This window comes from Bradyrhizobium sp. LA6.1, assembly GCF_040547805.1.
Classification (GTDB): Bacteria; Pseudomonadota; Alphaproteobacteria; order Rhizobiales; family Xanthobacteraceae; genus Bradyrhizobium; species Bradyrhizobium barranii.
Window position 1 is genome coordinate 297,523 of record NZ_JBEPQK010000007.1, and the last position, 20,558, is coordinate 318,080.

Consider the following 20,558-nt stretch of genomic DNA (forward strand, 5'->3'; position numbering starts at 1 on the left):
GCCGGGCCCCAACCATGCACCCTGCTGTTGCATGGATCCCACAACCCGGCGCCAGCTTCATGTTCCGGCAGGGCTTTTGCCGCGCGCCCCGTGAAAATCCTCCCGGCCGACCCCATCTGCGAGTTTCGCGCGCTTGCCCGCCCCGCCCACAATGAAATCAGGTGTCATGACCGAACAGACGCTCGCTGCGCCTATCGACGACCAACAGGAACGCCAGCGCGGCTTTACGCGCTACCAGGCGCTCCTGATCGCACTGCTCGCGTTCACGCAGTTCACGATCATTCTCGATTTCATCATCATGTCGCCGCTCGGCGCCATCCTGATGCCGGCGCTCGACATCACGGCCGGGCAATTCGGCGTCGCGGTGTCGGCCTACGCGTTCAGCGCGGGACTGTCGGGGATCCTGGCCGCCGGCTTTGCCGATCGCTTCGACCGCAAGCGCCTGCTGCTGTTCTTCTATGTCGGCTTCACGCTCGGGACCCTGCTCTGTGCCGCGGCGCAGACTTACCATGTGCTGCTGCTCGGCAGGATCGTGACCGGATTGTTCGGCGGCGTGATCGGCTCGGTCGTGCTCGCCATCATCACCGACCTGTTTCCGCTGCACCTGCGCGGCCGCGTGATGGGCTTCGTCCAGACGGCGTTCGCCGCGAGCCAGGTGCTCGGCATTCCCGCCGGGCTGTTTCTCGCCAATCACTGGAACTGGCACGTCTGCTTCGTTGCGATCGTCGGCCTGTCGATCGTTGCGATCGCCGTCATCGCCTTCGCGATGGAGCCGGTCGACGCGCATCTGAAACTGAAGCAGGACAGAAACCCGTTCCGCCATCTGATCGCGACCATCGGACAGCCGCGCTATACGCTGGCCTTCGCCGTCACGACGTTGCTGGCGACGGGCGGGTACATGCTGATGCCGTTCTCCAGCGCCTTCACCGTGCATAATCTCGGCATCGACATCACGCATCTGCCGACGATCTACCTCGTCTCCGGCCTGTTCAGCATCGTCACGGGACCGCTGGTCGGCAGGGCGAGCGACGCGTTCGGCAAGTACCCGACCTTCGTCTTCGGCAGCGTGGTGTCTGTCATCATGGTGCTGATCTACACCCATCTCGGCCACGTCTCGCTCGCGACCGCGATCCTCGTCAACGTGCTGATGTTCGTCGGCATCTTCTCGCGCATGATCCCGTCGCAGGCGCTGATGTCGGCGATCCCCGACCCCAGCCAGCGCGGCTCGTTCAGCGCGGTCAGCGCGTCGCTTCAGCAGCTCTCCGGGGGGCTCGGTTCGGTCCTCGCCGCCGCCATCATCGCGCAACAACCGGATGGTTCGCTGCTCCATTTCGACCGGATCGGCTACGTCGTCGTCGCGTCGGCAATCGTCTCGCTGGTGGCGATGTACTTTGTGCAGAAGGCAGTGGCGGAGCGGACCGGGAGACGGGTGGTCTGAGGGCTCGACTTGAAAAAGCCCGCTATGCCCGCCCGCCGGCCAGCCTTTCAAGCTGGTCGTGAAGCTGCGCAGGAAGATACGGCTTGGGGATGAACCTCGCCCCGAGTGGGATGTCATCCGCTGCCGGGCTGACTTGGCCGGACGTAATGAGAAGCCGCACGGGCGGCCATCGGTCTCTGATCACCGCCGCCAGCCGAAGGCCATCCATCGAGCCCGGCATCTGAATGTCTGTGAAGACGACGGTGATCGCCGGTTCCGTCTCCAGCAGATTGACAGCCTCGTCTGCGTCGGCCGCCTCGAAGACATCGAAGCCCATATCCCGCACCATGTCAGCCGCGTTCACGCGGATGAGGAAGTCATCTTCCACGATGAGGATCACGTCCCTATGCTGGCTGAGATTGGACACTTATGCTCCGGCATAACCGAGCATAAGGTTTGAACGGCTTCTTTGTTCCACCGAACGTCTTGCAAAGGATCGCGTTTGTTAGAGTAGGGCGTTAGGGTTCACCATGGTAATTGACATCAAGGCGGACGTGGATGCCGTCCAGCAGATTGGGGCAGTTCCCAAAGTTCTGGATTTGGCCGCACGCATAACGGGCATGGGCTTCGTCGCCATAGCTCGCGTAACTTCAGATCAATGGATTTGCTGCGCCGTTCGGGACAGCATCGACTTTGGCCTTGGGCCGGGCGGGGAACTCCTCGTCGAGACGACCATCTGCAACGAGATACGGCAGCACGGCAACACGGTGGTCATCAACGATGTGCAGACGGACGACGTCTTCTGCAATCATCCGACACCGGCCATGTATGGATTTCGCAGCTACATCTCAGCGCCCATCGTCCTGATCGACGGAACCGTTTGGGGAACGCTGTGCGCCATCGACCCCACGCCTCGACAACTTCGTACGCCGGAAATCCTCGACACGTTTCAGCTGTTGGCGGAACTAATCGCCGCACAGCTCGAACTCAATCAACGTCTGGAGCGGAGCCAGGCCGATCTCATCGACGAGCGAAAAACGGCAGAGCTTCGCGAGCAGTTCATCGGCGTATTGGGGCACGATCTTCGCAATCCCCTCGCAGCCGTCGATGCGGGAATGCGCGTGCTGCTGAAGAACCTCGACACCGGGCGGGCGCCCGAAATCGCGCTCGGCGTTCAAAAAGCCGTCTATCGCATGGCCGGCATCGTCGAAAACGTCATGGACTTCGCGCGAGGCCGACTTGGCGGAGGCCTTACGATCAAGCGAGATGCGACGCTGCCTTTGGCGCCGGTGCTGGAGCAAATCATCGCGGAGTTCAGGACGGCCTGGCCGACCGTGACGATCAGTTCATCGGTCCAGATCGAAGTGCCCATCAGCTGCGATCGGAGCAAGATGGGCCAACTTTTCTCGAACCTGCTCGGGAATGCAATTACGTACGGTGACCAAAGTAGGCCGATCCACGTCGTAGCCAGAACCTTGGACGGAACGTTCGATCTGACGGTGTCCAACGAAGGCCCGCCAATCTCCGAAAAAGCGCTGGCGAACCTCTTCAAGCCATACACGCGAGGCGACCGGCCCAGTCAGCAGGGCCTGGGACTCGGTCTCTACATTGCTTCGCAGATCGCCCAGGCCCATGGCGGCAAATTGAGTGCGATATCGACCGGACGCGAAACGACGTTCTCGTTCGAGATGCCGATCTAGACGGGCCGGGAGCAGGATCGTCTGGAGCCAGGTTATTGCTTTACGCTGGCCGGGAAAATGAGCGACTGATCATCGATCTCCTGATCCGGGAGCTGATGGACGCCCGCCATGGCGTGCAGCTCGACCAAGGGCGGCATGGCCGCTGCGGATAGCTCTATCGAGCGAGGTTGCGTCCTGAAGATCAGGGCAGAAGCGGCGATCAGAGCTGCAACGACGAAACAAGCGATCAGCGACCGGCGCATATGGCGTCTCCCACGTCTATGTGGAGAACAGAAAGCCTAACAAACAATAATGACCGCTAAACGCGGGCGCTCGACTCAGCAAACGCCGTCGTCGCGGACTCCTGCACGAAATGATCAAGGATGCCGGCGGCACCGAGTGCGACGACAGCGGCGAACAGACAGGCAATGATGAAAACGCGCATCCTGTTGATCCCTACCCCTGCAACCTAGCACGCTTCCAAACGGATTTGTGCAGCAGCCGTACAAAACGCTGTGTTCAACCTGGAAGTGCGAAGGCCTCCGCCTCGATATCGATGAACGTCCGTCCGAGCGCGCCGACCGCCGCATAGAAGTCCGCCGAACTCGCCCGCTCGAGATCCGCGAAAAAGCGCCTCATCCAGCGTGCAACATGCTGATCAAAGAAAATGCGCTCGGCATCCGCTGGCGCTGGAATGCTCCCGCCGGCGAAGCCTGCCATGATCTCACAGAGAAATCCGGCGTGATCCTCGGGCTCCGTACGCTCCGGGGCCTTTTCGAGGCCGAGATCCCCGAGGGTTTCCCGCAACCGCGCGAGTGGACGGCCATACAGGGTATCGGACAGGTAGTGTGATGCATAAGGCAGCAGCGCCCCCTTGCCCAACCCCGCAAAGAGGGCGAAGAACTCGCGCGATGCGGCCTGCTCGTTGGTCCGGCGCGCTGCATCCGCCAGCGCCATGTGTCCCACGCCCATTGCACTTGCATCGCCGTGCAATGCAGAGATCCGGCGCAGCAGATGCGTGTCCGGGCTGCGCGTCAGCAACGTCGCCAACAGCGCATATTCCTGCGCCCGGGCGAGGTCGAATTCATCGACGATACGCACTGAAGCGGTCCCCGAGGCTGGATCCATCATTGTTCGATCGCGCAAGACATACAATCCTGCCGGTTGCTACCGTGGTAATGCACTGCCATGACGTCGTGTTCGCCGGGAGGGCAGCGCTCCGGCGGCAGGACTGACGGACTGCATGCTCTCACTTCGGTCCTGGTCCGGTCGTGCCGTGGCATCATCGGGCGGCGATTGAGCTGCCAATGTCGTCGGTTCGAGGATGGGCTGTTCGACATCGGCCTGCCCTTGCGGAATGAGCTCGGTTGGCGGTGGCACATCCGCAAGCGCGTCACCCACCTGCTCCAGCCCCTTCGACATCTGCGCAACGAGATCGGCGACGTTGTCCGCCGGATCGAGCGGGCCAAATCCTGGAATTGCGTTGGGATCGTTGAAATCCCACTGGTTCTCCGCGATCCCGATGAAGTCGCGGATCGCAGGGTCGGCCGCCCAGGCACGGCGCAATGCCAGGCGCGTCAGTTCTGCCGGAACGCCCGTCTGCAGGAACGCCGCAATGTCGGTGTGAGCGCTGATAGATTCGATCGACGGCAAACTGGCGAGATCGAAAGGCTGGTCGTTCCTGTCATTCGCCACGGACGGCTCAGCAGCCTGCTCATTGTCAACCGGGGCAAGTTCAGCGTTTTGGCTTTTCGAGGCTTGCTTGAGCCGCGCCCAGCGAACGAAGACGTTAGTCTCTGACATCGATCTCTCTCATGCCGCTGCTAACGATTGCGCTGCCGTTTGACGAATGGTCGTTCGACATGATGCTGGGCGACGAACCGGCCGACGATCTCGGAGATGCCTGGTGGCATCGGCACGGCTTCGACCAGATTGCTGCCTGCATCGGTAAACGCCTCGCCCTCCGCCGGATCGGCCGTGACCGCGAGCAGCTCGTAGGGCGGCTCGGAACCGGTCGGACGCAAATTGACCCACAGCGTCGGCGAGCCTGACGCGAGATTTTCGCGATAGTTGGTGGTTTCGGTCCGGTGCAGCTCGATCACGGCATCACCTGCATAGAACAACGTGACCTCGCCTTCGCCACCAATCGGAGTCCACGGCTTCGCAGTCGGCTCTCCCGCGAATACCGAGACGGGCCGCCACAGAAAATCGGCCCACGCACTCTTCGCCTTGCGCCGTTCGATTGCGACACCGACAGCAATGCGTGCAAGACTTGTCGATATCAATGTGCCCTCTCGAGATCGAGATGTGGTTCCCGCTTCCGAAGTCAATCCAGCGAAGCTGCGCTCGCGCCCGGCGAGAGCGATAATCGTGCGCTCATGATACGGGCGTCGTCTTTTCGGATACGCGGAGTATATACTTCGGGGGTGAACGGGCCAGTAGGTGGCCGCTCTATTTTGGGAGCCGCGAGATATTGTGACCGTCATATCTGACACCGGCAGGCGCCTCCTGATCTGCTCGTGCGAAGGGACGATGCCGCTCGATGCAGACGCAATTCGCCGCGGCTGCCGCGGTGAAGTGACGGCAGCGACGCAGCTCTGCGGCGCCGAACTCGGCCGATTCAAGGCAGTCGCCGCCGAAGATGGTCCGCTCACGGTGGCCTGCACGCAGCAGGCGGCGCTGTTTTCGCAGGTTGCGGCCGAAAATAATCGTGCGAATTCGATACAGTTTGCCAACATCCGCGAGACCGCCGGATGGTCTGGCGATGCCGACCGCGCCGGACCGAAGATGGCCGCGCTGCTGGCCGCCGCGGCCGAAGTCGCCGCACCCACGCCGACGGTCCAGCTGGAAAGCAGCGGAGTCATCCTGATCTACGGCCGCGACGAGGCCGCGATCGAGGCTGGCGACTTGCTGAAGGAGCATCTCGACGTCACCGTGCTGATTGCGCCGCCAGCCGCGATCGCACCGCCACGTAACGCCGACTATCCGATTGCCAAGGGCCGGATAACGAGCGTCAAGGGACACCTAGGCGCGTTCGATGTGGTGGTCGACGATTTCGCCGAAGCCGCACCGTCCTCGCGTCGCGCCCTGACGTTCGGCGCGTCGCGCAACAACGCCCGTTCGAGCTGCGACATCGTCCTCGACTTGACCGGCGGGCCGGCGCTGGTTCCTGCCGACTTGCGCGACGGCTATCTGCGTGCGGATCCCGGCAGTCCCGCAGCAATCCTCCAGGCCGTGCTGAAAGCGCGCGACCTCGTCGGGACCTTCGAGAAGCCACGCTACATCACCTTCGACGCCGGGCTTTGCGCACATTCGCGCTCGAAGCGGACCGGCTGCACCCGCTGTCTCGATTCCTGCCCGGCCGGCGCGATCACACCTGCCGGCAACCATGTGGCGATCGACGCCAACATCTGCGCGGGCTGCGGCCAATGCGCGACGGCCTGTCCCACCGGCGCCGCGTCCTATGCGCTGCCGGCGGAAGACGCGCTGGTCAGAAAGCTGCGTGCCATGCTGCTCGCATACCGTCAGGCGGGCGGCGAGCGGGCCGTTGTCCTCGTCCATGATGAAAGCCACGGCGCGCCGCTGATCGACGCGCTGTCGCGGTTCGGCGACGGCTTGCCCGCGAACGCGCTGCCGTTTGCGGTCAACGAGGTCACGCAAATCGGGTTGGAGAGCATCATCGCGGCTTTTGCCTATGGCGTGTCGGCGGTACGTTTCCTGCTACGGGCCAAGCCGCGCCATGACGTCTCCGGATTGACGCGGACGGTCGCGCTCGCCGATCCGATCCTTGCCGGGCTCGGCTTCGGCCCGGCCCGGCTTTCCATCATCGCGACCGACGATCCGGACCATTTGATCGAAGCGCTCCGTACCGCGCCGGCCGACGCACCCACTCCGCGCCCTGCGAGCTTCCGCGCCGTAGGCGGCAAGCGCGACGTGCTGCGCTTTGCGCTGGCCGAACTGCACCGCGCGGCGCCTGCACCCGTCGATGTCATTCCGTTGCCCGAAGGCGCGCCGTTCGGGGCCGTCGAGATCGATGCGGCCGGCTGCACACTTTGCCTGTCCTGCGTGTCGGTCTGTCCGACGAGTGCCCTGCGCGACGACCCCGAGCGCCCGGCATTGCGTTTTGTCGAAGACTCCTGCGTTCAGTGCGGCCTGTGCCGGACGACGTGCCCGGAAAACGTCATCACCCTGGTTCCGCAGATCGACTTCCGCGCCAGCCGCGCGCCAACCCGGGTTCTCAAGGAAGAGGAGCCGTTTTGCTGTATCCGCTGCGGCAAGCCGTTCGGCGTCAAGAGCAGCATCGAGCGTGTGGTGGCGAAGCTCGAAGGCCAGCACTGGATGTATTCGGGCTCGGCGCAGCGGCTCGACGCCATCAAGATGTGCGGCGACTGCCGCGTCGGCTTCGTCGCCGAACAGGGTTTTGAATCTTATGGCGCAACTGGCCCGACCGTCCGCACCACCGACGATTACCTGCGTGACCGGGACGGGAAGCGAGACCCGGACGGCCGCTCCGGCTGAATTGCCCGGTTCAGGTTGGTCCGAGCGCCATCGCGCTATTCAGCCGGCGTGGCCGAGGGTTGCCGGCCTTCCGCTTCGAGCTTTTCGGCGAGCCAGCGGTCGTGATGCTCTCTCGCCCAATTGATATCGACCTCGCCCGTACCCATGGCTTCAAACGCGCCTTCCATGCCGAGCGTGCCGATATAGATGTGTCCCAGGATCAGCGCGATGAAAAGGATCGCGATGACGGCGTGCGCGACCTGGGCGATCTGCATGTCCGCAATGTTGGTCCCGTAGAAGGGAAACAGCAGCACGAACCCCGATGCGGAGACCAGGAGGCCGGCCGCGACCGACAGCCAATAGACCAATTTCTCACCGAGATTGAAACGGCCTGCAGGCGCATGCTTCGACTTGATGAAGCCGCCACCCTGCTTGACCCAGTCAATATCGACTCGCTTGAACAGATTGTCCCGGAAGAAAAGCACCGTGATCAGAACGAGGCCCGCCACGAAGGCGAAGCTCGTGAAATTGTGCACGTACTTGGCGACCTGGGAGATGTCCGAGAATAGTTCCGGGCCGACGAGCGGCCGCAGCAGGACCTTGCCGAAGGTGATGTTCAGGCCGGTCAATCCGAGCAGCACGAACGAAACCGCCGTCAGCCAATGCGCGAACCGCTCGAAAGCCTTGAAGCGGACGATCGTTTGCCCGGAGCGCCCCGCTTCGATGCGAAGCCGGCCCATGATCAGATAGGCAAGCGCGAGCACGGCAAGCATGCCGACGATCACCACCGCCCCACCCCAGTGCAGCAGGACCTCGTGGAAATAATCCCAGGTCCGTCCCGCCGGCTGCATCAGCACGCTGGCTTTGACATCTGGAATGTCGATCCGGCCCTGGATGCGCGGCGCCTGCTCGAGAAGCGTCTTCTGATTGGCCACACTGGCGGTCGGATTGGGCGCCCCGTCGGGACCGAGCTTCTGGGCGAGCACCGGGGCTGTCGTGAGACCGAACAGCATCAACAACAGCGCTACGAAGCGAATGCGTGCGAAAGCCGTCATGACGGATACCCAATCTTCGTCCCTAATCGTCGCGGTAAGCGCAGGTCCCTTATGACTTGACGTCCTCGTGATAGGCGGTTGTCCAGCCCCAGGCTCCGGAGCCGTAGCCGCGCTTCTCGACGCGCTCCTCGTAGATCTGGGCGATGATGTCGCCATCGCCTGCGAGCAGCGACTTGGTCGAGCACATCTCGGCGCACAACGGCAACTTGCCTTCGCCGAACCGGTTCGATCCGTATTTCGCATATTCTTCGGCGCTGCCCGGTGCCTCCGGTCCGCCGCCGCCCGCGCAATAGGTGCACTTGTCCATCTTGCCGCGCGAGCCGAAATTCCCGACCTGGGGATATTGCGGCGCTCCGAACGGGCAGGCGTAGAAGCAATAGCCGCAGCCGATGCACAAATCCTTGTCGTGCAGGACGATGCCGTCTTCGGTCGGATAGATGCACTTGACCGGACACACCGACGCGCAAGGCGCATCGGTACAGTGCATGCAGGCCATCGACACCGACCGCTCGCCGGGCTTGCCGTCATTGATCGTGACGACGCGCCGCCGATTGATGCCCCAAGGCACTTCGTTCTCGTTCTTGCAGGCGGTCACACAGGCATTGCAGTCGATGCAACGGTCCGCATCGCACAGGAATTTCATGCGTGCCATTGGTCTAACCTCTCATGCGGCCCTGATCTGACACAGCGTGGCTTTCGGCTCCTGCATGCCGGTGGCAGGATCATAGCCATAGGTCGTCAGCGTGTTGTTGCTCTCGCCGAGCACGATGGGATCGGCTCCCGCCGGATATTTCGCCCGGAGATCGGCGCCCTCGTACCAGCCGGCGAAATGGAACGGCATCCAGGCAACGCCCTTGCCGACGCGTTCGGTCACCTGCGCCTTCATCCGGGCTCGCGAGCTGTTCTCTGCGCCGGTCACCCAGACCCAGCCGCCATCGACGATGCCGCGCTCGGCTGCGTCCGCCGGATTGATCTCGACGTACATGTGCTGCTTCAGTTCGGCGAGCCATCTGTTGGACCGCGTTTCCTCGCCACCGCCTTCGTATTCAACCAGACGGCCCGAGCTCAGGATCAGCGGGAACTGCTTCGAGATCGCGCGATCGACGGCGGCCTTCTGCACGGAGAAGCCGATATTGGGCACGCGGAATTGCTTCGCGTCCGGCAAGGTCGGATAGTCGGCGACGAGGTCGGGACGCGGCGTGTAGATCGGCTCGCGATGCACCGGAACCGGATCGGGAAGATTCCACGCGATCATGCGTGCCTTGGCGTTTCCGTAAGGCGAACACCCGTGTTCGATCGCGACCCGCTGGATGCCGCCGGACAGATCGGTCGACCATGACACCTTGTCGGGATCGGCCGGATTGATGCGCTCGATCACCTCGCGTTCTTGCGTCGTGAGGTCCTTGTCCCAGCCGAGTTTCTTCAGCACGCCAAGGGTGAACTCGGGATAACCGTCCTTGATCTCCGAACCAACGGAGTACGAGCCTTCGGCAAGAAGATTATCGTGATCTTCCCGCTCCACCTCCTGCCCGTTCTCCATCACCTTGCGCTTCACGACGCGCTCGACTCCGAACCGCGCGCGGAAGGTGCCGCCGCCCTCTTTCACCGAAAGATTGGTGTTGTAGAGGATCGGCGTGCCCGGATGCCTGTACTCGGGCGTGCCCCAGCACGGCCATGGCAGGCCGTAATAATCTCCACCAACCTCCGGATCGTCCTTCGGCGCCCGCAGCGTCACCAGATCGAACTTGTGCTGGTTTCTCATGTGGGCCTTGAGCCGCTCCGGCGACTGGCCGCAATAGCCGGTCGACCAGCCGCCGCGGTTGATCTCGCGCAGGATGTCCTCCGCCGAGACTGCGCCGTTCTCGACCTTGATGTTCTTGAACATCAGGTCGGCAAATCCGAACTTGCGGGCGAACAGGTACATGGTGTCGTAGTCGTTCTTCGATTCGAAGACCGGATCGACGATCTTTTCGCCCCATTGCAGGGAGCGGTTCGAGTTGGTGCGCGAACCTTCCATCTCGAAACTCGTGCAGGCCGGCAGGAGGTAGGTACCGTTCTTGCGCTCCGACAGCACCGACCAGGCGGTCGGATAGGGATCGCAGACCACCAGAAGTTCGAGCTTCTCGATGCCCTTCACGGCCTCCGGCATCCGCGTGATGGTGTTGACGCCATGGCCCATGATGAACATGGCCTGCACCGGATTGGGCTGGCTGATCTGATTCTTCGGGAGCAGGGTTGCGTCGAACCAGCGCGTGCTGGGAATGCCAGGCGTTTCCATCAGCTTCTTGTCGGGGAAGCGCGACTTCATCCAGTCGTAGTCGACCTCCCATACCCGGCACCAATGCCGCCAGGCCTCCTCGGCAAGACCGTAGTACAGCGGCAGCGACGTGACATCGAGACCGAGATCGGTTGCACCCTGCACGTTGGTGTGGCCGCGGAAAATGTTGGCGCCTGCGCCGGGCAGTCCCATGTTGCCGGTGGCGAGCAGCAACAGGCAGCTGGCGCGGACATTGGCGGTGCCGGTGGTGAACTGGGTCTGCCCCATCGCCCAGATCAGGGTGGACGGCTTCTGTTTGGCGAACAGTTCGGCGACGTGCTTGACCTGCGCCTCCGGCAAGCCGGTCACGCGCTCGACCTCCTTGGGCGGCCACTTCGCAACCTGCTTCCGGACCTCATCCAGGCCATAGACGCGCTGAGCGAGGAATTCCTTGTCCTCCCAGCCATTCTCGAAAATGTGCCACAGCATGCCGTAGATCGTGGCGATATGCGTGCCGGGGCGAACCCGGACATATTCGGTCGCGTGTGCAGCGGTCCGCGTCATCCGGGGATCGACCACGATCATGTTGGCGCGGTTGAGCTCCTTGCCTTCAAGAATGTGCTGCAGCGAAACCGGATGGGCCTCGGCTGGATTGCCACCCATCAGCAGGATGGTCTTGGCGTTGCGGATGTCGTTGTAGCTGTTGGTCATCGCGCCGTAGCCCCAGGTATTGGCTACACCGGTGACCGTCGTGGAGTGGCAGATCCGCGCCTGATGATCGGAATTATTGGTGCCCCAGAACGCCGCAAGCTTGCGATTGAGATAAGCGGCCTCGTTGGTGAACTTGGCGGAGCCAAGCCAATAGACCGAGTCGGGCCCCGCCTTCTGGCGGATATCCAGCAGCTTGTCGCCGATCTCGTCGATCGCCGTCTCCCAGGAGATGCGCGTCCACTGTCCGTTGACGAGCTTCACGGGGTAACGCAGGCGTCGTTCGTTCAACACGTCGTCGCGAACTGCCGCACCCTTGCAGCAATGCGAGCCGCGATTGATCGGACTGTCGTAGTCGGGCTCCTGCCCGATCCATACGCCGTTGGCGACCTTGGCAATCACCGAGCAACCGACCGAGCAGTGCGTGCAGACGTTCTTGCGGGTCGTGACCGTTGCGCCGACAGGTGGCGGCGGACCGGCTTCGGCCTTGCGCACGCTGTGCAGCGCGAGCTCACCCACCGCGGCCAATGCACCGGCCGTGACTCCAGAGCGCTTCAGGAACGTTCGCCGGTCCAGTTTCGCCGATGCTTCGTCGGCCGCCGCATCGAAAAGCCTGGCACGCTCCGGACGACGATCGGACTTCCTGATCAGCACGGAAGTCTCCTATCGAGCGGGATAGCTGTTGACGCGATAGAAATTCCTGACTTCCTGGGAGTCAGGTCGATAGCGAGCCTTCCGCTTCTGATCGAGATCAACGGGCTTTGCGGAAGCCGCCGCCGGCAACAATTGGCCGGCACCCAACGCACCGGCACCGACAATCGTCAGCCGAAGCAAGTCGCGTCGAAGAAGCTTTGGCGCTTGATCATTCTTCAACGAAGCACACTCCCTGTCGGGGTCAGGCCTTCCCGAAGGCTATCCGAGTTTTGCGCCGGACATCAATCACAGACCTGCGTTGCATAATCTGCAGGAGCGGCCGTGCACGCAGCTTTGCGCTGGTGTTACCGCAACAAGCGGTCAATCGCCGTCAACATCATTGTTATCAGCCGTTCGGCTCTGCAGATTGTCGTGCGAATTGGAAACGCCGAAACATCGAGCAGATGATTGCCGGACGGGTGAGGTCACACGCGTCGCGAGTGACGAACTCGCGATCGATACGAATGATACGTCGACATCGTGAGCGATCGCGGAAATCCGCGTCGGGTCGGCGGGGCCGCGCCCCTTCGTTGCGCGTTTGAGATCACGCAACACAAGGATGCGATTTATCTATCTGGAAATGCTGGGTATCCAGAAAAAGCTGGCGCCCAGGAAAGGACTCGAACCTTCACGGCCGCGAAGGCACCTGAAGCCAGAGCGTCTACCAATTCCACCCACCTGCGCGCGCCGTCTGGGGCACGGAGGCGGTTACCACGGTTCGGTGACGCGCTTGGCGCAGGAATATGCGCCTCTCTGGCAGCGTCAGAAATCAACCGTCATTGACAACCACACCGTACGCGGCATGCCGCTGATCACATAACCGGTCGGATTGCCAATCCAATAGCGCTTGTCGAAGAGGTTCGTGAGAGAAGCACGGAACGTGGTGGGTCGTCCCGCCAGTTGGGTTGCGTAACGTGCACCAATGTCGAACGTCATCCAGGCCGGAACACTTTGGATGTTGTCAGCGCTGACATAGGCCTGGCTGGTGTAGATGGTACGTGCCGTCGTGGTCAGCCCGGGCAGGAACGGAGTGTCCCACTCGACACCGAGATTGCTCTGCCATTCCGGAGCGCCGATGGCACGGTTGCCATCATGGAGGTGCCCTTCAGTCTTTGTCAGCCGCGCGTCAAGGTAAGTCACCCCTCCCAGGACGCGGATCCCGGGCCCGACTTCACCGAACGTATTGAACTCGATGCCCCGGTTCCTTTGCTCACCATCGAGACTGAAGATCCTGGTAACCGGATCGGTCGCGCCGCTCGGCAGGCTGATCTGGAATGCCGCGAGGCTCGCGCCGAAGCCTCCGAGATCAAGCTTGGTTCCGACTTCATACTGCTTTGTCTTGAAGGGCGCGAACACCGCATTGGTGTTGGCGGCGCCGGACGGCGGCGTTGGTCCAGGCGTGAGGCCTTCGATGTAGTTGGCGTAGAAGGACAGCTCCTTGATCGGCCGAACCACCAGCGCCACGGAAGGCGACGTGGCGCTCTGATCGTAGTGGGTCGTTTCCAGGCCGCTCACGGGGGCATAGCTGTTCGCGATAACCTGCTGCTGTCGCGCTCCGACGATCACCTGAAGCATCCCGTTCATCATCGAGAGCGTATCGGCAACGCCGACACTTCTCAGACCGAGGAAATCCGACTTCCCCTCAGGGAATGAAAACACCGGGGTGCCCGGACTCGCCAGCAGGGTCGGCGTGTAGATGTTGGTAAGATAGTTTCCGTAATTGGTCTGACCGAGCCAGTCAGTGCGGTTCATGGCGCTGCCGCTGACAACGACCTCATGACCAACCGGACCTGTGTCGAAACGCGCCCGCACGCCGGCTTCGCCCGATACGCCGTCGTTTTTGCCGGTCTGGAAGCGAGAGGTCGAGAGGGCATCGCCTGCCGTGTTTAGAATGGTGGCGCCGGGGGCTTCCTGCTTGTCGAAGGTGAATTGGTTGGCGCCGATTGCGCCGAACACGGTGACATTATTCGACACATCATATTCGGCGCGCGTAAGCCCGGTGAGGCTCTTCGCGCGGGCATAGTCGAACGGCTGGGCGAGGTTGATGCGGGGGTCCGGAGCATTCGGCACCGCGATGCCAGTGACGGGCGTGTAGCCGCGAGCTGCCGCTTTCATCCAGTCGTCCTGATAGATGACATCGGCGGACCACCTGAAGCGCTCGCCCCGATAGTCAACGCCAAGCGAACCGACTCCGTCGCGTACCGACTGACGGTCGATCGTCGTATTGCCGCCATCGATCCCGCCGTTGAAACGAACGCCCCATTCCCGCTGTTCGCCGTAACGGCGCGCCACGTCGATCTCCGTGCCAAACCGCGCGTTCGAGATGTAGCCGGCAGTCAGACGCGTCAGGTCCTCGTTTGCCCGTTTGGTCACGACATTGACGCTGCCGCCGATGCTGCCGGACGGAGCCATGCCATTGAGGAACGCCCCGGGTCCCTTGAGCAGCTCGATGCGCTCGATCGGCGCAGGGTTGATCCGGTAAGCCGGCACGAGGCCGTACAGCCCATTCAGCGCGATCTCGCTGTTCTCGACCCGGAAGCCGCGAATGGTCAGCGCGTCATAGCGATTGCTGCTACCGATCGCCGCCCGTACCGACGAATCGGAATTGGTCAGGACCTCGGCGACACTGGTCGCCTGCTGATCGCGGATGGTCTTTTCCGTGTAGCTCGTGAGGCTATATGGCGTTTCCATATAATCCCTGTTGCCGAGCAGGCCGACCTGTCCGCCCCTTGCGACTTGCCCTCCAACATACGGCACCGGCAACGCTGCCTGTTTTGCTCCAAGCGTGGCAGGCGCGCTCATCACGGGCGCGTTCTCACGTCGCTCTGCCCGCCGCGTCGTCGCAGCGCGCGATGTATTGGATGACCGCTGTCGCCGCGCGAGAGAGGCTCGCTGCTCAGGCGCGACGACGGTCACGGGAGGGAGTGACTGTCCGGACGTCGCCGATTGTTGGCGGCCCGACTGCTGTGCGACGGATGAGGTCGTGGTCAAAAACACTGACACGCACGCAAGCCCGAATGCGCGCGAGAAGGTCACGTCGTTAAGCATGCAGTCCCCGGAGTCTTTTCTTCTTGATGCCCCGTCCCAGACACGAATCGCTTGGGACGAGAGCGACTAAGCATTCGGGAAAATCCATGCCAACTAGAAGGCGTCTAAGCTTCCAATTGATCCTGGCGCGCCGCTCTACGTTTCGATTTCACATCGCATCGATTGTTGGTAAGCGCGAAAGCCTTTTGCTGCCGCCCGAACGCACGATTCGAAAAAATTCGTAAGACCGCAACGCGCCGGATGGAATCGCGACGAGCCATAAGGCAGACCGCGCGAAACCACCGCGGTCAATTGTCACAGACGCGCAATTGCTGGGGACTCAAGACCCGACATGACATCGCTACTGGTAAATGCATCGCACACCGCCGCGCGGAAGCGACCCAACATGCGATCGCTGCGGACGTGGGCCGGCATCCACCGCTGGACGAGCATCATCTCGACGCTGTTCCTGCTGATCCTCTCCCTGACGGGCTTGCCGCTGATATTTCAAAAGGAGATCGACGAGGCGTTTGGTTCGTCGGGAACGTTGGCCGAAGTCCCGGAAAGCAGCGGCGCGCCAACGCTTGATTCCATCGTCTCGGCAGCGCTGGCGCGACACCCCGGCGATACGATGATCTCACTCGAATTTGCAAAGCGGTGGCCAATCGTGGAGACGCGCTCGGCGCCAACTCCGGATGGCGGACCCACCCGGATCCACCGCGAGGCGATCGACCTTCGCACCGGTCAGCTCACAACGATGCCGCAACGGCGTAGTCCCGTGATGCAATTCCTGCACACGCTGCACGCGGATTTGTATCTGGGGCTGCCCGGCGGCTTGTTCCTTGCCGGCATGGCACTCGTCGTCATCGCCTCTGTCGTCTCGGGCTTGATACTCTATCCGCCATTCGTCCGCCGATTTGGATTTGGCACGGTTCGCACGAACAAGAGCCGAAAACTATTGTGGCTCGACCTGCACAATCTGACGGGCATCATTACGATGGCATGGCTGCTCCTCGTTGCCACGACCGGAGCAATCAACACCCTGCATGGCCCCGTTTCCACTTCGGTAAGGACAGCCATGTCCGACGAGATTCGGCGGCGGGTCGTCATGACCCAGGCAGGGCGAATGGAAGAGGTCGATCGGCCTGGGTCAATCGAAGCTGCGATTGCTGCTGCCCGCGGCAAGGTGCCAGCAGCGCGAGTGATGTCGTTGTTGTTCCCGAACGCTGAGATCAGTCCGTCCAACCACTACGTGGTTCTGATGAAGGACGGACAAATGATGACACAGGAGCTCTTCTACGCGGTGCTCATCGACGCCCATACCGGTGGCGCGTCGGACGTATTCGAGCCGACGGGTGTCACGAAGGCGCTGCTGATCGCCGAGCCGTTGCATTTTCCGACGACGTTTCCCGGCCTGGCGCCCAAGCTCGTCTGGGCGTTTTTCGACATCGTGACGATCATGGTGCTGGTGAGCGGTTTGTATTTGTGGGCCAGCAAACCGGGCGGTCGCATCCAGCGCAAACGCTCTGCGAAATAGGAAGCGCCGGTGCCGGCACGGCGAGCGTATTCTTGCAAGCCGGGCGAGACAAAACCACCCGTGGCCAAGAGAGCCGTCCAAGCACGCAGATGGGGCTCAACTAACTGGAATTGCTCATTTTCCAGAATTGTATGGTGCCCAGGAAAGGACTCGAACCTTCACGGCCGTTAAGCCACTGGCACCTGAAGCCAGCGCGTCTACCAATTCCACCACCTGGGCATGCCGTTTGGGGCACGGAGGCGGTTACTACGGTTCGGTGACGCGGTTGTCAAATGCTGCTTGGCACCTGCGCGGGGATGCCGATTGCGCATCGCAAACCGGCCCGATACAAGCCTGATAACACGCACTCTTTCCGCAGGAATGGACCCCAGGAATGGATCCCATGGCATCGAATCTGGAAACTCTCGTCACGGTTTTCGGCGGATCGGGGTTTTTGGGCCGGAATGTCGTCCGCGCGCTGTGCCGGCGGGACTACCGGGTCCGCGTCGCGGTGCGGCGGCCGGAACTGGCCGGGTACCTCCAGCCGTCCGGCAAGGTCGGGCAGGTCCACACCGTGCAGGCGAATCTGCGCTATCCGGCGTCGGTCGAGGCGGCGCTGCGTGATTCGCATGTCGTGATCAATCTGGTCGGCATCCTCACCGAGGGCGGCGCGCAGAGCTTTGACGCCGTCCAGGCCAGGGGCGCCGAGACCGTCGCCAAGGCGGCCGCCGCCGCTGGCGCGCGTTTAGTGCATGTCTCCGCGATCGGCGCCGATGCGGAATCGCCCTCGCGCTATGCCAAGGCCAAGGCGGCCGGCGAAGCGGCGGTGCTGGCCGCGGTGCCCTCGGCCACCATCTTCCGTCCCTCCGTGATGTTCGGCCCCGAGGACCAGTTCACCAACCGTTTTGCCGCGCTGGCGCGGATGTCGCCGGTGCTGCCGCTGATCGGCGCCGAGACCAGGATGCAGCCGGTCTATGTCGGCGACGTCGCCACCGCGATCGCGGATGCCGTCGACGGCAAGGCCAAGGCGGGCGCGACCTACGAGCTCGGCGGGCCGGAAGTGCTGACCATGCGCGAGATCATCGAGGCCATTTTGGCCATCACCGACCGCAAGCGGGCGCTGGTCCCGCTGTCGTTCGGCCTTGCTCGCTTCCAGGCCAACTTCCTGCAATTCGCGCCGGGTGCGCTGAAGCTTACGCCGGACCAGGTCACGCTGCTCGAGCACGACAATGTCGTGTCGGAGGCGGCCAAGGCGGCGGGGCTGACGCTGGAAGGCCTCGGCATTGCCGCGGATTCGCTGGAGGCCATCGCCCCGCAATATCTCTGGCGTTTTCGCGCGGCCGGGCAGTTCCAGCGAATGAGCGTTTGAGGTTTTTCTTCACCTCGCCCCGCCTGCGGGGAGAGGTCGGATCGCTCTTGCGATCCGGGTGAGGGGGTACAGGTCCCTCGGCAGTTGTATGCGCGGAGAGAGGCCCCTCACCCCAACCCTCTCCCCGTAAGAACGGGGCGAGGGGGCGCACTGCCGGCGCGGCAGCTGCGCAATTCCTTCAAGCCTCAAAACTTCAGCTTCTTGAACACCGCTTCCGGCAGCGTCTTGATGATCAGCATCACGAGACGCCATTTGCCGCTGACGTAGACGACGTCGGTCTTCTTCTCGACGGCGTTGAGGATCGCATCGCCGACGACCGGCGCTTCGACGGTGAGCGGGCCGATCAGCTTCATGCCTTCCGTCATTTTCGTGCGGACGAAGCCGGGCTTCACCGTGACGACATGGACGCCGCTGCGGCTGGCGCGGGCGCGCAGGCCCGACAGGAAGGCGGAGAAGCCTGCCTTCGCCGAGCCGTAGACATAATTGGAGGCACGGCCGCGATCGCCGGCGACGGACGAGACGCCGACGAGCGTACCACTGCCGCGTGCCAAGAATTTCTCCGCGAACAGGCCGAGAATCAGCGAGGGGCCCTCGTAGTTCGAGCGCATGATCGTGGTGGCGTGCGCGAGATCGCTCTCGGCATTTTGCTGCACGCCCAGGAGGCCGACGATCGAGATGACGACATCAGGCAACGCAGCAAGGCCGCTCACAAAGCCCTCGAACGAAGCGGTATCGAGCACATCGAATGTGTGGAGGCCAACCTCGACATTGTAGCGCGCGCGCAGATCGGCGGCGTCAGGCTCCAGTGCGGCGACGTCACGGCCCGCGAGGGCGACATCGTATCCGGCCTTGGCAAAGGCGCGCGCGGCGGCGCGGCCGATATCGGAGGAGCCACCGAGCACAATTGCGGACTTGCGTGACGTCACGGCTTAAACCTCATCGAACAGGCGTTGTGAAAGTTTTGAGCGGATGGTCCCGGCGGGATCGAGCGATTTGCGGATCGCGTTGAAGCGCCGCAAGGCCGGATAGCCGGCTTCGAACGTGGCGCGCGACTGGCGTGCATCCTTGGCCAGATAAAGCCGGCCACCGGCGGCGACGACCAGGCGATCGATCTCGTCGAGGAAATTCAGGATGTCGCCCTTCACCGGGAAATCCAGCGCCAGCGTGTAGCCGGGCAGCGGGAACGACAGGATGCCGTCGCCCTGGCCAAGTTTCTTGAGCACCGCGAGGAAGGAGGCATCGCCGCGCCGGGCGACGCGATCGAGGATCTCGCCGAGCACGGCGCGGGCGCCCAGCTCCGGGATCACGCATTGATGCTGGAGGAAGCCGCGCCGGCCGTAGATGCGGTTCCAGTCACTGAGGCTGTCGAGCGGGAAGAAATACGGATAGAGCGAGACCACATGGCTGCCCCCGGCGCGCCTTGCACCCATGCGGTAGTAGAGCTCGTTGAAGGCGCGGATGTTGTAGCGGTTCAGCGTCATCGACGGCAGGTCGACGGGCACCGCGAGGCCGGGATTTTTGCCGACGGGAAATGCACCGGCGCCGTCGGCAAGTTCGTCTGTCCCTGCGTGCTCGCCGAGATAGATCAGCGAGCGGCCGAGTTCACTGCCGCGCGCGGCACAATCGATCCAGGCCACCGAATAGGTCGCGGAATCGCCCGCATCGAGCGCGCGCATCGCGGAGTCGAGATCGGATGCGGAGATCACCCGCTCGCGGATCCACCCCGTTTCGACCGGTCGTAGCCGCATCGTCGCCTCGAGGATCACCCCGGTGAGGCCCATGCCGCCGACGGTCGCGAAGAAGGCATCGGAATTCTGTTCGCGCGAGGCCTCGATGGTCTCGCCCTGCCCGGTACGCAGCAGGATGCTGTCGACATAGCGGCCGAAACCGCCCTCGCAATGATGGTTCTTGCCGTGGACATCGGCGGCAATGGCGCCGCCAACCGAGACGAAGCGCGTACCCGGCACGACGAAGGGCAGGAAGCCGCGCGGGCCAAAAGTGTCGATCAGGTCCGACAGCAGCACGCCGGCTTCGAGCCGGATGCGCCCGGTCACGGGATCGAACGACCGGACCCGGTCGAACCCCGTCATCGCGATGGTTCTGACGGCGCCGATCGCGGCATCGCCATAGGCGCGGCCATTGCCCCGAGCCACGGAGCCCGTCACCACGGCTTCGCCCACGGCCTCGAACGACCGCGGCCGCAGCAGCTCGCTATCGACGACCGGGAAACGCCCCCAGCCGCTGACGAGGGTCATAGTTCAGCTCCTGTGCCGGGCGCGCGCCGCCCTGCTCTGGAAACTGCCTACCGATCAAAAGCTTATATTGCGTTGAGGCGCGTCA

Annotated in this window: 17 protein-coding genes and 1 tRNA gene; 5 read left to right on the forward strand and 13 right to left on the reverse strand. The window is 62.9% G+C overall.

The window, feature by feature from the left end:
- Nucleotides 1–166 precede the first annotated feature (166 nt).
- Nucleotides 167–1,438, forward strand: a complete 1,272-nt coding sequence (locus ABIB99_RS20495) for an MFS transporter (RefSeq protein ID WP_354177316.1) — start codon at nt 167–169, stop codon at nt 1,436–1,438.
- Nucleotides 1,439–1,460: 22 nt separating this feature from the next.
- On the opposite strand, the gene ABIB99_RS20500 is transcribed toward ABIB99_RS20495, so the two are convergent.
- Nucleotides 1,461–1,844, reverse strand: coding sequence for a response regulator (locus ABIB99_RS20500; RefSeq protein WP_354177318.1), 384 nt, complete (start codon nt 1,842–1,844; stop codon nt 1,461–1,463).
- Between the two features lie 103 nt (nt 1,845–1,947).
- Between ABIB99_RS20500 and ABIB99_RS20505 the strand changes: the two genes are divergently transcribed.
- Complete coding sequence (locus ABIB99_RS20505) at nt 1,948–3,117, forward strand: GAF domain-containing sensor histidine kinase (protein WP_354177320.1); 1,170 nt, start codon at nt 1,948–1,950, stop codon at nt 3,115–3,117.
- A 32-nt stretch (nt 3,118–3,149) separates the two neighbouring features.
- Here the strand turns inward: ABIB99_RS20505 and ABIB99_RS20510 are convergent, their stop codons facing one another.
- The 5 genes from ABIB99_RS20510 to ABIB99_RS20530 form a co-directional block, all read right to left on the reverse strand.
- A complete protein-coding gene (locus tag ABIB99_RS20510) occupies nt 3,150–3,359 on the reverse strand; it encodes a hypothetical protein (protein ID WP_063980195.1) in 210 nt (69 codons plus the stop codon).
- 56 nt (nt 3,360–3,415) lie between these two features.
- On the reverse strand, nt 3,416–3,541 hold the full coding sequence (locus tag ABIB99_RS20515; RefSeq protein WP_256376444.1) for a hypothetical protein: 126 nt from the start codon (nt 3,539–3,541) through the stop codon (nt 3,416–3,418).
- 74 nt (nt 3,542–3,615) lie between these two features.
- On the reverse strand, nt 3,616–4,197 hold the full coding sequence (locus ABIB99_RS20520) for a TorD/DmsD family molecular chaperone (protein ID WP_354177322.1): 582 nt from the start codon (nt 4,195–4,197) through the stop codon (nt 3,616–3,618).
- A gap of 66 nt (nt 4,198–4,263) precedes the next feature.
- Nucleotides 4,264–4,899, reverse strand: coding sequence for a DUF3306 domain-containing protein (locus ABIB99_RS20525; protein ID WP_354177324.1), 636 nt, complete (start codon nt 4,897–4,899; stop codon nt 4,264–4,266).
- Between the two features lie 20 nt (nt 4,900–4,919).
- The gene (locus ABIB99_RS20530; RefSeq protein WP_354177325.1) at nt 4,920–5,381 is read right to left on the reverse strand and encodes a DUF3305 domain-containing protein; all 462 of its coding nucleotides are present in this window, start codon (nt 5,379–5,381) and stop codon (nt 4,920–4,922) included.
- A 247-nt stretch (nt 5,382–5,628) separates the two neighbouring features.
- On the opposite strand from ABIB99_RS20530, the gene ABIB99_RS20535 reads away from it, so the two are divergent.
- Nucleotides 5,629–7,614, forward strand: coding sequence for a 4Fe-4S binding protein (locus tag ABIB99_RS20535; protein ID WP_354177326.1), 1,986 nt, complete (start codon nt 5,629–5,631; stop codon nt 7,612–7,614).
- A 35-nt stretch (nt 7,615–7,649) separates the two neighbouring features.
- Here the strand turns inward: ABIB99_RS20535 and ABIB99_RS20540 are convergent, their stop codons facing one another.
- From ABIB99_RS20540 to ABIB99_RS20555, 4 genes are all read right to left on the reverse strand, one after another.
- Nucleotides 7,650–8,648, reverse strand: coding sequence for a formate dehydrogenase subunit gamma (locus tag ABIB99_RS20540; protein WP_354177327.1), 999 nt, complete (start codon nt 8,646–8,648; stop codon nt 7,650–7,652).
- Nucleotides 8,649–8,697: 49 nt separating this feature from the next.
- Complete coding sequence (fdh3B, locus tag ABIB99_RS20545) at nt 8,698–9,300, reverse strand: formate dehydrogenase FDH3 subunit beta (protein ID WP_063980201.1); 603 nt, start codon at nt 9,298–9,300, stop codon at nt 8,698–8,700.
- A 12-nt stretch (nt 9,301–9,312) separates the two neighbouring features.
- Nucleotides 9,313–12,267, reverse strand: a complete 2,955-nt coding sequence (locus ABIB99_RS20550) for a formate dehydrogenase subunit alpha (RefSeq protein WP_354177328.1) — start codon at nt 12,265–12,267, stop codon at nt 9,313–9,315.
- An 801-nt stretch (nt 12,268–13,068) separates the two neighbouring features.
- A complete protein-coding gene (locus ABIB99_RS20555; protein ID WP_354177330.1) occupies nt 13,069–15,108 on the reverse strand; it encodes a TonB-dependent receptor in 2,040 nt (679 codons plus the stop codon).
- A gap of 631 nt (nt 15,109–15,739) precedes the next feature.
- Here ABIB99_RS20555 and ABIB99_RS20560 point away from each other — a divergent pair.
- Nucleotides 15,740–16,870 (forward strand): PepSY-associated TM helix domain-containing protein, encoded by a 1,131-nt coding sequence (locus tag ABIB99_RS20560; protein WP_354177331.1) that lies wholly within the window; start codon nt 15,740–15,742, stop codon nt 16,868–16,870.
- A gap of 132 nt (nt 16,871–17,002) precedes the next feature.
- Here ABIB99_RS20560 and ABIB99_RS20565 read toward each other — a convergent pair.
- Nucleotides 17,003–17,089: transfer RNA gene (locus ABIB99_RS20565), tRNA-Leu, on the reverse strand.
- A 163-nt stretch (nt 17,090–17,252) separates the two neighbouring features.
- On the opposite strand from ABIB99_RS20565, the gene ABIB99_RS20570 reads away from it, so the two are divergent.
- Nucleotides 17,253–18,218 carry a complex I NDUFA9 subunit family protein gene (locus ABIB99_RS20570; protein WP_063985966.1) on the forward strand — a complete coding sequence of 322 codons (966 nt, stop codon included), beginning with the start codon at nt 17,253–17,255 and terminating at the stop codon, nt 18,216–18,218.
- A 185-nt stretch (nt 18,219–18,403) separates the two neighbouring features.
- Here ABIB99_RS20570 and ABIB99_RS20575 read toward each other — a convergent pair whose 3' ends face one another.
- The gene (locus ABIB99_RS20575) at nt 18,404–19,144 is read right to left on the reverse strand and encodes an SDR family oxidoreductase (protein ID WP_354177333.1); all 741 of its coding nucleotides are present in this window, start codon (nt 19,142–19,144) and stop codon (nt 18,404–18,406) included.
- A gap of 3 nt (nt 19,145–19,147) precedes the next feature.
- On the reverse strand, nt 19,148–20,473 hold the full coding sequence (locus tag ABIB99_RS20580; RefSeq protein ID WP_354177334.1) for an FAD-binding oxidoreductase: 1,326 nt from the start codon (nt 20,471–20,473) through the stop codon (nt 19,148–19,150).
- Nucleotides 20,474–20,558 lie beyond the last annotated feature (85 nt).

Bases quoted from the DNA above. Each gene is read 5' to 3' on its own strand.
- fdh3B (WP_063980201.1), bottom strand. From the start codon at position 9,300: ATGGCACGCATGAAATTCCTGTGCGATGCGGACCGTTGCATCGACTGC.
- ABIB99_RS20510 (WP_063980195.1), bottom strand. From the start codon at position 3,359: ATGCGCCGGTCGCTGATCGCTTGTTTCGTCGTTGCAGCTCTGATCGCC.
- ABIB99_RS20535 (WP_354177326.1), top strand. From the start codon at position 5,629: ATGCCGCTCGATGCAGACGCAATTCGCCGCGGCTGCCGCGGTGAAGTG.
- ABIB99_RS20570 (WP_063985966.1), top strand. From the start codon at position 17,253: ATGGCATCGAATCTGGAAACTCTCGTCACGGTTTTCGGCGGATCGGGG.
- ABIB99_RS20540 (WP_354177327.1), bottom strand. From the start codon at position 8,648: ATGACGGCTTTCGCACGCATTCGCTTCGTAGCGCTGTTGTTGATGCTG.
- ABIB99_RS20505 (WP_354177320.1), top strand. From the start codon at position 1,948: ATGGTAATTGACATCAAGGCGGACGTGGATGCCGTCCAGCAGATTGGG.
- ABIB99_RS20555 (WP_354177330.1), bottom strand. From the start codon at position 15,108: ATGAGCGCGCCTGCCACGCTTGGAGCAAAACAGGCAGCGTTGCCGGTG.
- ABIB99_RS20525 (WP_354177324.1), bottom strand. From the start codon at position 4,899: ATGTCAGAGACTAACGTCTTCGTTCGCTGGGCGCGGCTCAAGCAAGCC.
- ABIB99_RS20580 (WP_354177334.1), bottom strand. From the start codon at position 20,473: ATGACCCTCGTCAGCGGCTGGGGGCGTTTCCCGGTCGTCGATAGCGAG.
- ABIB99_RS20495 (WP_354177316.1), top strand. From the start codon at position 167: ATGACCGAACAGACGCTCGCTGCGCCTATCGACGACCAACAGGAACGC.
- ABIB99_RS20515 (WP_256376444.1), bottom strand. From the start codon at position 3,541: ATGCGCGTTTTCATCATTGCCTGTCTGTTCGCCGCTGTCGTCGCACTC.
- ABIB99_RS20560 (WP_354177331.1), top strand. From the start codon at position 15,740: ATGCGATCGCTGCGGACGTGGGCCGGCATCCACCGCTGGACGAGCATC.